11 protein-coding genes and 1 tRNA gene are annotated in these 13,901 nt (G+C 64.8%); all 12 read left to right on the top strand.

Going from position 1 to position 13,901, the window contains the following annotated elements; translation table 11 throughout:
- The first annotated feature begins 26 nt into the window (after window positions 1-26).
- The 12 genes from P6U28_RS13530 (at window position 27) to P6U28_RS13475 (ending at window position 13,865) form a co-directional block, all read left to right on the top strand.
- Window positions 27-1,664, top strand: coding sequence for an ABC transporter substrate-binding protein (locus P6U28_RS13530; RefSeq protein WP_122403245.1), 1,638 nt, complete (start codon window positions 27-29; stop codon window positions 1,662-1,664).
- Window position 1,665: 1 nt separating this feature from the next.
- Window positions 1,666-2,649, top strand: a complete 984-nt coding sequence (locus P6U28_RS13525) for an ABC transporter ATP-binding protein (RefSeq protein WP_407122428.1) — start codon at window positions 1,666-1,668, stop codon at window positions 2,647-2,649.
- Window positions 2,646-3,626 (top strand): ABC transporter ATP-binding protein, encoded by a 981-nt coding sequence (locus P6U28_RS13520; RefSeq protein WP_129143478.1) that lies wholly within the window; start codon window positions 2,646-2,648, stop codon window positions 3,624-3,626. Before P6U28_RS13525 ends, P6U28_RS13520 begins: the two co-directional genes overlap by 4 nt.
- Window positions 3,626-4,555: an ABC transporter permease gene (locus P6U28_RS13515; RefSeq protein WP_162500274.1), complete on the top strand. Its 930-nt coding sequence runs from the start codon at window positions 3,626-3,628 to the stop codon at window positions 4,553-4,555. Before P6U28_RS13520 ends, P6U28_RS13515 begins: the two co-directional genes overlap by 1 nt.
- Window positions 4,552-5,475, top strand: coding sequence for an ABC transporter permease (locus P6U28_RS13510; RefSeq protein WP_122403249.1), 924 nt, complete (start codon window positions 4,552-4,554; stop codon window positions 5,473-5,475). The genes P6U28_RS13515 and P6U28_RS13510 overlap by 4 nt, the downstream gene beginning before the upstream one ends.
- Before the next feature lie 267 nt (window positions 5,476-5,742).
- Entirely contained in the window at window positions 5,743-7,593 is a 1,851-nt protein-coding gene (ilvD, locus tag P6U28_RS13505; protein ID WP_122403250.1) for a dihydroxy-acid dehydratase, read from the top strand.
- Window positions 7,594-7,992: 399 nt separating this feature from the next.
- Entirely contained in the window at window positions 7,993-8,310 is a 318-nt protein-coding gene (locus tag P6U28_RS13500) for a hypothetical protein (protein WP_122403251.1), read from the top strand.
- 325 nt (window positions 8,311-8,635) lie between these two features.
- On the top strand, window positions 8,636-8,959 hold the full coding sequence (locus P6U28_RS13495; protein WP_162500275.1) for a hypothetical protein: 324 nt from the start codon (window positions 8,636-8,638) through the stop codon (window positions 8,957-8,959).
- A gap of 274 nt (window positions 8,960-9,233) precedes the next feature.
- A tRNA-Ser gene (locus P6U28_RS13490) sits at window positions 9,234-9,323 on the top strand.
- A gap of 1,358 nt (window positions 9,324-10,681) precedes the next feature.
- Window positions 10,682-10,978: a hypothetical protein gene (locus P6U28_RS13485; protein ID WP_129143480.1), complete on the top strand. Its 297-nt coding sequence runs from the start codon at window positions 10,682-10,684 to the stop codon at window positions 10,976-10,978.
- Between the two features lie 50 nt (window positions 10,979-11,028).
- Window positions 11,029-13,158, top strand: coding sequence for a VTT domain-containing protein (locus P6U28_RS13480; protein WP_244607652.1), 2,130 nt, complete (start codon window positions 11,029-11,031; stop codon window positions 13,156-13,158).
- On the top strand, window positions 13,158-13,865 hold the full coding sequence (locus P6U28_RS13475; protein ID WP_122406671.1) for an endonuclease/exonuclease/phosphatase family protein: 708 nt from the start codon (window positions 13,158-13,160) through the stop codon (window positions 13,863-13,865). The genes P6U28_RS13480 and P6U28_RS13475 overlap by 1 nt, the downstream gene beginning before the upstream one ends.
- Window positions 13,866-13,901 lie beyond the last annotated feature (36 nt).

Genomic DNA, 13,901 nt, shown 5'->3' with positions numbered 1-13,901 from the left:
GATCGGAAAGGGCAGGGGTCATCATCATGAGCAAGCTCACCCGTCGCACCATCCTGACGTCCGGTGGTGCCGCCGCCGGCACATTGCTGCTGCCGCGCTTTGCGATCGCGCAAGGCGACAACCGTCCGTCGGTGACGATCGCCGTGCAGAAGGTTACCAATGCGAACGTGCTCGACGTGCTGCGCGAGCAATCCAATGTCGGCGAGCGCGTGTTCTTCTCCTCGATCTGGGAAGGCCTGATCTCCAAGAATTGGCGCGGCAATCTGGAAGCCGTGCCTGGCCTTGCGACCGAATGGCACCGCATCGACGATCAGACCGTCGAGGTGAAACTGCGACAGGGCGTTAAATTCCACAACGGCGACGAGCTGACGGCGGAAGACGTCGTCTTCACCTTCAGCCGCGAGCGCATGTTCGGCGAGACCGAGGCCAAGAGCCGCTCCACCATCCAGGCCTTTGAGAAAATCCCGACGCCGCGCCCGGGCAAGGAGCTGCCGCCGGATGTGCCGGCCGTCGCCCGCCGGATCTGGCCCGACCTCGTGCGCGTCGATGCCGTCGACAAGTACACCGTGCGCTTCTACAACGCGACGCCCGATGTCACGATCGAGGGCCGGCTGTCGCGCTACGGCTCCGACATCATGAACCGCCGCGCCTGGGAAGAGTCCGCCAGCTATCTCGACTGGGCGCGCAAGCCGATCACGACGGGTCCGTACAGGGTCGTCGAGCTCAAGCCCGACGTGTCGCTGACCCTCGAAGCGCATGACGAATATTGGGGCGGCCGCCCGCCGCTCAAGCGCATCCGTTTCCTCGAAGTGCCTGAAGTCGCGAGCCGCATCAACGGTCTCTTGTCGGGCGAATACCAGTTCGCCTGCGACATCCCACCGGACCAGATCGCCGGCATCGAGAAGAACGCCGCGTTCGAAGTGCAGGGCGGCACCATCCTCAATCACCGGCTGACCGTGTTCGACAAGAACCACGCCGTGCTCGCCAACCCGCTTGTCAGGCGTGCCTTCACCCACGCGATCGACCGCCAGGCCATCGTCGACAGCCTGTGGGCCGGCCGCACCCGCGTGCCGAAGGGGCTGCAGTGGGAATTCTACGGCGACATGTTCAATGCCGACTGGAACGTGCCGGCCTACGATCCCAAGCTCGCGCAGGATCTGTTGAAGCAGGCGGGCTACAAGGGCGATCCGATTCCCTATCGCCTGCTCAACAACTACTACACCAACCAGGTCGCGACCGCGCAGATCCTGGTCGAGATGTGGAAGTCGGTCGGGCTCAACGTGCAGATCGAGACCAAGGAGAACTGGTCGCAGATCATGGAGCGTGCGCCGACCCGCGCCGTGCGCGACTGGTCGAACTCGGCCGCGTTCAACGATCCGGTGTCCTCGCTGGTCGCCCAGCACGGCCCGAACGGCCAGCAGCAGCAGATCGGCGAATGGACCAATGTCGAGCTCAACAAGCTCTCGGAGTTCCTGGAGACCTCGACCGACCGCGCCGCCCGCAGGAAGGCATTCCACCGCATGCTCGAGATCGCCGAGCGCGAAGATCCCGCCTACACGGTGCTGCACCAGAACGCGACCTTCACGGCCAAGCCGAAGTCGATCAAGTGGAAGGCGGCGCCCGCCTTCGCGATGGATTTCCGCGCCGGCAATTTCGAGGCCTGACGTGCCGCCGCTGGTCAGCATCCGGGACTTGCGCGTCGCCTTCAACGGCGTGCCGGTCCTGCTCGGCGTCGACATTGTCTTGCAGAGGGGCGAGGCCCTCGGCCTCGTCGGGGAGTCCGGCTCCGGCAAGTCGGTGACGTGGCTGGCCGCGCTCGGTCTGTTGCCCCGGCATGCGCATGTCACAGGCTCGGTGCAGCTCGAGGGACGAGAGATCCTCGGCGCGCCGGCAGCCGAGCTCGATCATGTCAGGGGCGGGCGCATCGCCATGATCTTCCAGGATCCGGCGAGCGCGCTCAATCCGGTGCTGACCATTCGCAAGCAGCTCTGCGAAGCACTGGCGCTGCATCGTGATCTCCAAGGCAGCGCCGTGAAGACGGAAGCACGGCGGCTGCTCGAACTCGTCGGCATTCCCGATGCGGCGCGGCGGTTAGAGGCCTATCCGCACGAATTCTCCGGCGGGCAGATCCAGCGCATCATGATCGCGATGGCGCTGGCCGGAAATCCCGATCTCCTGATCGCGGACGAGCCGACCACGGCGCTCGACGCCACCATCCAGGCCCAGATCCTGGAGCTGCTCTCTACGGTCCGCCGCGAGCTCGGCATGGCGATGGTGCTGATCAGCCACGATCTCGGCGTCGTCGCGGAGAATTGCGACCGTGTCGCGGTGATGTATGCCGGCCGCCTCGTCGAGGACGCCCCGAGCAACCAGCTGTTCGCCGATCCCGTGCATCCCTACGCGCAGGGCCTGATCGGCGCACTGCCGCCGCTCGACGGACCGCGGCGGCGTCTCACCGCTATTCCTGGAACGGTGCCCGATCCCGCGCAGATGCCAAGCGGCTGCGCTTTCGCGCCGCGCTGCGCGCTGGCAGCCGAACCGTGCGGCCTGGCCGCGCCGAGCCTGGCGCCAATCGCGAACGACCGCAGCGTCGCCTGCATCCGCGCCGAGGCTTCGCGCCGCGCGCTGCTCGGGATCGCCGCCGAATGAGCGCGCCGCTCGTCGAGGTCTCCGCGATCTCGCGCACCTATTCGATGCGCTCCGGAATGTTCGGCCGAGCGACGGCTGTGCATGCCGTCGACGCTGTGTCGCTCACGATTGCCAGAGGCCAAACGCTGGGCCTTGTCGGAGAGTCCGGCTCGGGCAAGTCGACCACGGGGCGGATCGTGCTCGGCCTCGAGCCGTCCGATAGCGGCGAGGTGCGGTTTGGCGGCAAGCCCATGGCCGCGCCGGGAACAGCCGTGTGGCGCGCCCAGCGCGCGCGCATGCAGATGATCTTCCAGGACCCGCTGGGGGCGCTGGACCGGCGCCTGCCGGTCGCAACGCAGATCCGCGAGCCGCTCGACATCCACGGCCTCGGCACGCCCGCGATGCGCGAGGAGCGCGTGCGCGAATTGCTGCGCGCGGTCGAGCTGACACCGGCGCAGCGCTATCCGGGCGCGCTGTCCGGCGGCCAGCGCCAGCGTATCGTGCTGGCGCGGGCGCTGGCGACCAAGCCCGATTTTCTCGTCTGCGACGAGCCGGTCAGCGCGCTCGACGTCTCGATCCAGGCGCAGGTGGTGAACCTGCTCGCCGATCTCCAGGCCCAGCTGTCGCTGACGCTGCTGTTCATCAGCCACGACCTGCGCGTCGTCAGGCAGATCAGCAATGTCGTCGCCGTGATGTATCTCGGCCGCATCGTCGAGATCGGCAGCGCCGACGATCTCTTTGCGCGCCCCGAGCACCCCTATACGGAGGCACTGGTCTCGGCCTCGCCCGCGCCGGGCCGCCGCAGCGCCGGCCGGATCGTGCTGTCAGGCGATCCGCCGAACCCGGCGGCGCGCCCGCAAGGCTGCGCCTTCCATCCGCGCTGCCCGCGCGCGATTGCACGCTGTGCGAGTGAGGTGCCGACGCTCGCGGCCATCAGCGGTGACAGACGGGTCGCGTGCCATCTCGTCACGGGCACGCCGGCGCGGGACGCGGCGTGATGGGACGCTATTTCGCCATTCGGATCGGACGCGCGGCGCTGACGATCGTGCTCGTCGTCACCTTCGCGTTCGTCGTGCTGCGTCTCTCGGGCGATCCCGCGCTGATGATCCTGGGACCCGAGGCGCCGCCTGAGGTGCTCGCGGCGTTTCGCAAGGCCTGGGGCCTCGATGATCCCATCTGGTTTCAGTATCTCGACTATTTCGGCGCCATCGCCAGGGGCGAGCTCGGCCGCTCCATGCGCGACGGCCGGCCCGCGATCGAGCTGGTGCTGGAGCGGATTCCGGCGACGCTGGCGCTGACCTTGCCGGCCTTCGTCTTCAAGGTCGCGCTCGGCATTCCCGCCGGCATCTACGCCGCGCTGCATCGCGGCTCGGGCATCGACCGTGCCGTGATGATGACGGCGGTGGCTGGTTTCACGGTACCGAGCTTCGTGCTCGCGCTGGTGCTGGTGCTCGTCTTCGCCGTGCAGCTCGGCTGGCTGCCCTCAGGCGGGCAAGACAGTTGGCGCCACGCCATCCTGCCGATCGCAACGCTGAGCCTCGGCGGAGCTGCTGTGCTGGCGCGCTTCACCCGCAGCGCAATGCTCGAAGTGCTGGGCCAACCCTACATCCGCACCGCCTCGGCCAAAGGCGTGCCGTGGCGCAAGGTGGTGACCTCGCATGCGCTGCCGAACGCGGCGATCCCGACTGTCACCATTCTCGGCTTCATGGTGGGTACGCTGATGGCCGGCGCGGTCGTGGTCGAGAGCGTGTTTGCCTGGCCGGGAGTAGGGCGCCTGCTCGTCGTCGCGGTCGCCAACCGCGACCTCGCGGTCGTGCAATGCATCCTTCTGCTGGTTGCCATGACCATGGTGACGTCCAACCTGGTCGTCGACTTCCTCTACGGCTTCCTCGATCCGCGGCTGCGCAGCAAAGGAGCGCACGCATGACCGACGCGACGCTGAAGGACACCAAGGCGTTTTCAAGCGACGTGGATTCCGTCTCGCGTAAAGAAAACGCGTCAAGACTAGGATCTAGCGTCCGCCGCCGCATCAGCCTGCCGGCGATTCCTGTCTCGGTTGCGCTCGCGATCTCCTGGATCGTGGCGATGCTCGTCATTGCGGCTTTCGCGGAGAAGATCGCACCTTACGGCTTCACCCAGCTCGACCTGCGCAACCGGCTCTCGGCGCCCGGCAATGCCGCGCACTGGCTGGGTACCGACGAGCTCGGCCGGGACGTGTTGTCGCGGTTGCTCGTCTCCATCCGCATCTCGCTGCTGATCGCCTTCGGCGCCACCGCGATCTCGGCGATGGTCGGCACCACGCTCGGCTTCCTCGCCGCGCATTTCCGAGGGCTGGTGGAGCAGCTCGTGCTGATGCTGTCCGACTTCCAGGCCAGCATGCCCTTCCTGATCATGGCGCTGGCGGTGCTCGCCTTTTTCGGCAACTCGCTGCCGCTCTTGATCGGCCTGATGGGCCTGTTCGGCTGGGAGCGCTACGCCCGCATCGCGCGCGGCCTTGCGATCTCCGCCAATGCGCAAGGCTACGCCGTCGCCGTCCGCCAGCTTGGCGCAACGCCGTCGCGGATCTATCTCCGACACATCCTGCCCAACATCGCCTCCACCCTGATCGTCTCGACCACGCTGGTCTTCCCAGAGGTGATCCTGACGGAATCCGGCCTGTCGTTCCTCGGTCTCGGCGTGCAGCCGCCGATGACCAGCCTCGGCAACATGGTCGGCTATGGCCGCGAATACCTCACCCGGGCACCCTGGATCATGCTGGCGCCGGCGACCACCATCGTCGTCACCACGCTGGCGGTGTCAGTAATCGGCGACTGGCTGCGCGACCGGCTCGATCCGACGCTGCAGTAAGTGCTCCGTCATGGCCGGGCTTGTCCCGGCCATCCACGTCTTTGCCGCGCAGAACCAAGAACGTGGATGCCCGGGACAAGCCCCATGACGACTGAGACCGCCTGCGCCCACGCGCCGGGAGCAGGGGAGGCCTGCACGGGGCCGATCCGGGCCGTTTCGCGGCAAGTTCCCGTTGCGCCCGCCGGGTCCGTGCGCTATCCGGCCGGAAAGGCCTGAGGCGGCTTTCATTTTCTGCCCGGCCCAAGCCAATCGAGGACGGAAACCGCCATGCCAGCCTATCGCTCCCGCACCACCACCCACGGCCGCAACATGGCGGGCGCCCGCGGCCTCTGGCGTGCGACGGGCATGAAGGACGGCGATTTCGGCAAGCCGATCATCGCGGTCGTCAACTCCTTCACCCAGTTCGTGCCCGGCCACGTCCATCTCAAGGATCTCGGCCAGCTGGTGGCGCGCGAGATCGAGCAGGCCGGCGGCGTGGCGAAAGAGTTCAACACCATCGCAGTCGACGACGGCATCGCCATGGGCCATGACGGCATGCTCTACAGCCTGCCCTCTCGCGAGTTGATCGCCGACAGCGTCGAGTACATGGCCAACGCGCACTGCGCCGACGGACTCGTCTGCATCTCCAACTGCGACAAGATCACGCCCGGCATGCTGATGGCCGCGCTGCGGCTCAACATCCCCGCCGTGTTCGTCTCGGGCGGCCCGATGGAGGCCGGCAAGGTCAAGCTCGAGGGCAAGACCAGGGCCGTCGACCTCATCGACGCCATGGTGGCCGCCGCCGACTCCAAGGTCAGCGACGACGACGTCAAGGTGATCGAGCGCTCGGCCTGTCCGACCTGCGGCTCCTGCTCGGGCATGTTCACCGCCAATTCCATGAACTGCCTCACCGAGGCGCTTGGCCTCGCGCTGCCCGGCAACGGCTCGGTGGTCGCAACCCATGCCGACCGCAAGCGCCTGTTCGTCGAGGCCGGCCACACCATCGTCGATCTCGTCCGCCGCTACTACGAGCAGGACGATGCTTCGGTCCTGCCGCGCAACATCGCGAACTTCAAGGCGTTCGAGAACGCCATGACGCTCGACATCGCGATGGGCGGCTCGACCAACACCGTGCTGCATCTGCTCGCCGCCGCCCATGAAGGCCAGGTCGAGTTCACCATGCGCGACATCGACCGGCTGTCGCGCCGGGTGCCCGTGCTCTGCAAGGTCGCGCCGTCAGTGGCTGACGTGCACGTCGAGGACGTGCACCGCGCCGGCGGCATCATGGGCATTCTCGGCGAGCTCGACCGCGCCGGGCTGATCGACACTTCGGTCTCGACCGTGCACGCGCCGACCATGAACGAGGCATTGGAGCGCTGGGACATCAAGCGCACCAAGAGCGAACAGGTGCGCACCTTCTATCGCGCCTCGCCCGGCGGCATCCCGACCCAGGTCGCGTTCAGCCAGGAGCGCCGCTATGACGAGCTCGATGCCGACCGCGAGAAGGGCGTCGTGCGCGATCTCGAACATGCCTTCAGCAAGGACGGCGGTCTCGCCGTGCTCTACGGCAACCTCGCGCAGGACGGCTGCATCGTGAAGACCGCCGGCGTCGACGCCTCGATCCTGAAATTCTCCGGCCCCGCGCGCGTGTTCGAGAGCCAGGACGCCGCGGTCGAAGGCATTTTGGGCGGCAAGGTCGTCGCCGGTGACGTCGTCGTCGTGCGCTATGAAGGCCCGCGCGGCGGCCCCGGCATGCAGGAGATGCTGTATCCGACGAGCTATCTGAAATCGATGGGCCTCGGCAAAGCCTGTGCGCTCGTTACCGACGGCCGTTTCTCCGGCGGCTCCTCGGGCCTGTCGATCGGCCATCTGTCGCCGGAAGCTGCCGAAGGCGGCACCATCGGTCTCGTGCGCGACGGCGACCTAATCGCCATCGACATCCCGAACCGCAGCATCAGCCTGGAAGTCTCCGACGAGGAGCTCGCCAAGCGCCGCGCTGCGGAGGAGGCGAAGGGCGATGCCGCCTGGCAGCCGCAGAGCCGCAAGCGCAACGTCTCGACCGCGCTTCAGGCCTATGCCGCGCTCACCACCAGCGCCGCGCGCGGCGCGGTGCGCGAGGTGAAGCGGCGCTCGAGATAGGCGCCTGATCGGCACGTCACAGGCTGGATCGACGGTCTTCCGGAACGGCTCGCGGCTCCACGCGAGCGCGCGGATGCGCCGTTGCAGGAAACACGGAGCCGAAGAGAAGATTCGGAAAGAACGGCCCCCGCTTCCCGGGGCGTGGGCTGTTGGGGGTGGGAGCGGGAGCCGTTTGCGAAGTGGGCACCCGACGCGCGGGCTCGCCCGCCAGGCCCGGTCAACTTAGTGCATTTGTCCACACCTCGCTATTTAATTCTTATTATTTTTTATTTTATTTTCGATTTAATCGTGCCATCCTGAGAAACATCGCCGAAATTCATGTTTTCCGAATCCGGCCGAGGCGGTCACCATATCGAGATCCGTCCGCAACGCTCCGGATTGCCACTAGCGGAGCTAGCCATGAGTCATTCTCCATCACTCGTGCCGCAAATTACGACAGACCAGGACGTCTATCTCGTGCTCGATGATTTCGGCCGCCGGCTGGGCCGCGCCTGGTGTGAAACTGCCGAGGAGGATGCCAATCGCGCGACCCTGCTCAGACATCTCGCCGAAGGGCAGTATCTGCATCCCACACGCATCGTGGCCTTCAATACCGCGGAGGGATGGTCGCGGGATGCCACCGCCGAAATCGCCGACGAGCTGCGCCGCCGCTTCGTCGAACTCGAGGAGACCGATCCCTCGCTGCTGGAGTTCCTGGAAAGAGCCGCGAGGCGTTGAGGCTCGACCATCGGCGGAAGAAACTTCCGCTCGAACGAGTACCGCGGCGATGTCGAATTGCCGGAGCAGCGATCACGCTCTCGCTCGTCATGCGGACTTCGGAGCAGACGCCCATCGCGCGCCAATGCGCGTGGTCAATGAGTTCTTACCGGTTCGCCGCGATCAGCCGTTCGCGTTAAGGATGCCCCGACGAAGTTCGGCCAGGCAAGGTCTTGCGGCGTATACTCCCGCGACACTTCGCAAATCCATTTCGGGCAATTGGGGCACCACTGCAATGTCTCGTACTCTCGCCGTTGTTTTTTCCACTGCCGTCGCCGCGATGTCCATGACGGACGCAGCCTCCGCAGGCTGCTACAATTGCTATGCGCCGCCGTCGTGCACGACCTGCTATCAGCAGCAATATGTGCCGCCGCAATACCGTACCGTCGACGAGACCGTGATGGTCTCGCCCGGCGCCGTCGTCGCGCACCGCACGCCGGCGCAGTATCGCACCGTGATGGTGCCGCAGACCGTGATGGTGGCGCCCCCGAGCGTCCAGTACGAACGCATCCCGCCGCAATACGCCACGCGCCAACGCGTCGAGATGGTCTCGCCAGGCTATTCCTACTACGCCCCGGTGCAGATGGGCTGCGCGTCCTGCGGCTACTGATGCCACGTAACAGAACCGGCTTCGAGCGGCGCTCCTCCTGGGGCGCCGGTTTCGTTTGCGAGCAGCAAAACGAGGCCCGGGCATGGAGACCAATCCAACCCGGGCCTCGCAACCTGCGACGCCCTGGGAGATGTCGCCGGTATCGGGATTGCTAGGCGTGCAGCCTAAGGCAACAGGCTGACGCTTGCCTGACAAGGAGCTGGGAGGCGAGGGCGCCCAACTTCGCGTTGCCTTGCGCAGTCGACTGGGTTAAGCGACAGCCATTCCAAGCTCAGGAAGGGTGGCCGAGTGGTTTAAGGCACCGGTCTTGAAAACCGGCGTGCCCGCAAGGGTACCGTGGGTTCGAATCCCACCCCTTCCGCCAAAAGCTAAGCAAAATCAATTTATTATCTCTATTGGGCGCGGCTGTACACAAACGAACGTGCAATCGACCGTGGCTTAGACCCAGACGTCTTCACCTCATTGGGCGTGGCAATCTTGCTGGCGCCGTCGCCGTTCGGCTTATCGCATGCCGCCTCAAACAGAGAGGCCCGCCAGCGTGAACCGAACCATTCACGGGGGGTTCATACCGGCTGAAGCACCCTGCGCCTTGTGGAGGTTGTCGGATGATTATTATCGGGCTCGTCGCAGCGCTACTCACGGGTCAGGCTTTGCCGGCGATGGAGACTCACCAGCCCATCCAGCAGGTCCAGTATGGCGTCCCCAGGCACCCTCCGCCGTGCGGCGACGGCTGGGACGTCAGCGCCCGTGACGGCATGTGCTATCCAAACGGATACCTTCCTCCTCAAGAACAGGCCGCGAGGCAGTACTATTATCGCGGGGGCGGCTACGGCCATGGCAGATATCCGGTGCCCTGCGGCCATGGCGCCGACGTCGATATCCGAGATGGACAATGCTATCCAAACGGAACGGTACCCCCGCAGTTTCAGCAGGGCCGAGGGTACTACGGCGGTGACTACTACGATCGCGGTCCCCGACGCCGATATTATCGCTATTATTGAGCCCGCCAGCGTGAACCGGCGGGCCGAGGAGACTTCAGGCTGGGCGGCCTTCCATCATCTGCTGGAGGTCCCGCAGGAGTGAAGCGACCACCGGCTCGGGATCGCTCCCATCCACGCCGCCGAAAACCTCCCCGTCGATCTCCAGGCATCGCCACGTGGGCGCTTGTTGTGCCAGTGCGCCTTGATCTTAGATGCCCAGCTCATCAGTGATACCAGTGCTCCACGGAATATCCGTGTACGGCGTAGAATGAGCGCGGCATCGACGTCCGCGGTGCGGGCCGCGGCCACCTTGCCCGTGGCCTCGCGGAATTTGTCTGCAGCCTCGCGCCAGGCCTTGTGGTCCGAAGCGCCGGCGCGCCTCGCCATAACGACGAACGACAGCGGGGCAGGAACGCCCTCGAACGTCAGAGATTAGCCCGACAGGAAGTTTCACAGCGGGCCACGCATGTTCTTCTTTTTCTCGAACCGGCTGGGATGTCTCGGCTCGCTGCTGATCTCCGGCCTGGTCACTGTCGCACTTCTGTTCCTGTTCGGGATCATTCGATTCTAAGCGCCAGCGCGTGGTCCAAGTCGATGCTTCAACCAAGTCGATGCTTCAACCAAGTCGATGCTCCAACCAAGCCGATGCTCCAACGACGGAGAAACACATCCCGAAGCTTGCAGGAACCTGGCCTTGGCTCGCCTGTTGTTCGCACTCTCGACCCATTCATGGAGAGCGCTTGTGGAAAGTACGATCATCGGGGAATTCGATACGCGCCGCGGCGCCGAGCTCGCAGTTGAGCATGTCGTGCAGGAATGCGGCGTGCCGCGAAGCGATGTGTTCGTTCAAGCCGCCGGCGGCGCCAACACGGTGGGGACCCGTCCGGCAGGTAGCGACGTCAAGGCGTCGCCCGCGCCGGAGGGGCGGCAGAAGCTGGAAGGTCCGATCGAGGTCTCCGTGGATTTTCACGGCGATGCGCCCGAGAAGATCGCAGATGTCTTGAGGAGCGCGGGTGCAAAGAGCGTGCATACCAGGTAACGGCATTCGCACGCACTGAAGACGTGGAACCCCTTGAGCGTCCGGCGCGTTTGGACGAAAACGCGAATTGCGAGGTCCACCTGCTTCAGAGTTCATCGACCCTGATGCCCGGCGACACCGTCTGGCGGCGGTGTGAAGCGCAGCGTGTGGCGGTTCTGAATGATGCTGCCGTTTATTTCGCGGCCCTCCGGCAAGCGCTGCTGGAAGCGCAAGATCTCGTCTATATCATCGGATGGGATATCCATAGTGAAACCAGGCTGGTCGGCGCTTCCGGGCGCGCAGATGACGGCTTGCCCGAACAACTCGGCGCCTTCCTGCGCGCGCTCGTTCATCGCCGCCCGACCTTGCGGATCGACATCCTCGTCTGGGACTTCGTCTCGTTTTACGCCTCCGAAAGGGAATGGAACTCTGCAGCGAAATTTACCGCCGAAACATATGGCCGCGTCCGGTTTCATCTGGATGCCACGCTTCCGTTTGGATCGGCGCAACACCAGAAGATCGTCTGTATCGACGGTTCACTGGCGTTCGTCGGCGGGCTCGATCTGACGATCAGGCGCTGGGACACGAGCGAGCATCGTGCCGTTCACGAATTGCGCTGCGATCCCGAGGGTAAGCCATACCCGCCCTTTCATGATGTTCAATGCATGGTCGACGGGGAGGCTGCGGCCTCGCTCCTCGACATTGCGGAAGGGCGATGGCGTGCGGCAGGGGGAAAGGCGCACGACCGGCGCGCGCCGAGGAGCAGTCGCTGGCCGGCGAATGTACCGATCGAGGCCGAGCATATGCCGGTCGGCATCGCCAGGACCGAGGTCGTCTGTCCTGCAGGCTCGAGCATCAATGAGGTCGAACGCTCGTTGATTGCAGCGATCCGGTCCGCGACGAGTTTCATTTACATCGAGAACCAGTTCACCAGCGCCATCAAGATCGCGCGTGAACTGGTGGAGCAGATGCTTCGCGTGCCTTCGCTTCGGGTACTGGTGGTCGCGCCCAAGCTGCACTCCTCATGGCTGGAATCCCAGGCCATGCAAAACGGCCGCGGAGCTTTCATCGATTGCTTCGGCACGGCGGGTATCGCGGATCGCATCCGCTTCGTCTACCCGGTCTCACGCAGCGGGGACACGGACGCTGCCGTGATGGTGCACAGCAAGCTCATCATCGTCGATAACAGGATCTTGAGGATCGGCTCGGCCAACCTGAACAATCGGTCGATGGGGGCCGACAGCGAATGTGACCTGATTTTTGAAGCCGCAACCGAGGAGCATCGGGATTTCATCGCGTCGGTCCGCCGCCGCCTGATCGCCCATTTCTGTGGTCTCGACGAACAGATCATAGGGCAAAACGAGGATCGTCTTTTCGCTGTGCTGGACGACGTGGCGAGCGCCGATGGGGCGAAGACGCTGCGGGACGTGGAGTGCTCGGTCCTGACCAGTACGCTGGCCACAATGGTTCAGCCCGTGGCGGATCCTGAGCGGCCTCTTCATCTGGAACGGGCGGCATCGCGCATGTGGCGCACGAAGACCATAATTGGCATTGCGTCGATAGCGGTGGGGCTTTTCGGACTGGGAATGGCTTGGTCGTACACGTCATTGACTGATTTTGCCGACGCCGCGCATATCTCGGCTCTACTGTCTGCCTACTCGCAGTCCATCTGGGGTCCACTGTTCGCGATCACCGCGTTTGTCGTCGGCGGGCTGGTCGTGTTTCCGGTTCTCGTGCTCATTGCAGCTACTGCTGCCGCACTCGGGCCATGGCTGGGCTTCGTCACCGCAATGGCCGGCGTCTTGCTCAGCGCTTTCGTTCTTTTTGTGATCGGGCGGTCACTTGGCCGAGAACGCCTCCAGAAGTTGCTCGGCCGACGTGCGGGGCGCATCCAGGAACGTGTCGTGGGCGAGGGCATTCTGGCTGTCGTCGTGATCCGGATGATTCCCGTCGCACCATTCTCGTTGGTGAATGTCGTGGCCGGAGCGAGCACGCTGCCGCTGCGCGACTTCCTGGTTGGAACTCTGCTGGGCATGATGCCCGGAATTCTCGCCATGGCCGTTCTGGGCGCTCAGATCGCGGATCTGGCCAGGAATGCCTCCTGGAGCAACATTTTGCTGCTGGCCCTGGCATTTCTGGGCTGGCTCGGGATCTGCGCGGGCGCACAATTCGTCGCGACGTGGCTCGCTGGGAGGCGCTGATGGCGCCGATGCGCTTCATGACCTGGAATGTGCACGGCACGTTCAATCTCAATCCGACATTTGATCTGGAGGGGGTTTGCTGCATCATTCGCAAGTGGTCGCCGGATGTCGTGGCGCTTCAGGAGGTGGATTCGCGATCGCGGTCCGACGATCCGTTTGCGAAGCTGGCGAGTGTCGTCGGCGATCATCGCGTTCACGCCAAGTCGATCGTCACTCGGGATGGCGAGTACGGTCAGATGCTCCTGAGCCGCTTTCCGTTCTCCAGCGTGCCCGAGATCGTCGACGTATCGTATCGGGAGCGGGAACCACGCAGAGCGATTGCCACGGGACTGCTGACACCTTTTGGCGATGTGCGCGTGGTGGCCACTCATCTCGGCCTCAGTGTCCACGAGCGCTATGCGCAGGCTCGGGCTCTGGCGAGCCTGGTGAAACCTGGAAGGACCGTCGTCCTCGGCGACTTCAACGACTGGTTCTGGGTGAAGTCGGTGCGGCGCGTGCTCGCGCAGGTCTGTCCAAACCGTACGCGGCTTCGAACCTTCCCGGCGCGTCTGCCCCTTCTACGGCTCGACAGGATCTATGCAACGCCCGACAGCCGGTTTGGGAACGTTTGGACCGACCGAGAGGCAAGGGCTTATTCCGACCATTTGCCTGTGCTTGCAGACATCGAGATGGAGATGTCGTCGGCTGACGGAAGAGGACCTTCGTGAGACCGATCGGCTGTCCTGGTGATTTTCCGAAGACGG

Source organism: Bradyrhizobium sp. STM 3561, from assembly GCF_045571455.1.
Lineage (GTDB): Bacteria > Pseudomonadota > Alphaproteobacteria > Rhizobiales > Xanthobacteraceae > Bradyrhizobium > Bradyrhizobium vignae.
This window is presented reverse-complemented; position numbering and strand designations above follow the sequence as displayed.

Excerpts from the sequence above, each read along its gene's own strand:
- P6U28_RS13515 (WP_162500274.1), top strand. The coding sequence starts at position 3,626 with ATGGGACGCTATTTCGCCATTCGGATCGGACGCGCGGCGCTGACGATC.
- P6U28_RS13500 (WP_122403251.1), top strand. The coding sequence starts at position 7,993 with ATGAGTCATTCTCCATCACTCGTGCCGCAAATTACGACAGACCAGGAC.
- ilvD (WP_122403250.1), top strand. The coding sequence starts at position 5,743 with ATGCCAGCCTATCGCTCCCGCACCACCACCCACGGCCGCAACATGGCG.
- P6U28_RS13530 (WP_122403245.1), top strand. The coding sequence starts at position 27 with ATGAGCAAGCTCACCCGTCGCACCATCCTGACGTCCGGTGGTGCCGCC.
- P6U28_RS13510 (WP_122403249.1), top strand. The coding sequence starts at position 4,552 with ATGACCGACGCGACGCTGAAGGACACCAAGGCGTTTTCAAGCGACGTG.
- P6U28_RS13520 (WP_129143478.1), top strand. The coding sequence starts at position 2,646 with ATGAGCGCGCCGCTCGTCGAGGTCTCCGCGATCTCGCGCACCTATTCG.
- P6U28_RS13495 (WP_162500275.1), top strand. The coding sequence starts at position 8,636 with ATGACGGACGCAGCCTCCGCAGGCTGCTACAATTGCTATGCGCCGCCG.
- P6U28_RS13475 (WP_122406671.1), top strand. The coding sequence starts at position 13,158 with ATGGCGCCGATGCGCTTCATGACCTGGAATGTGCACGGCACGTTCAAT.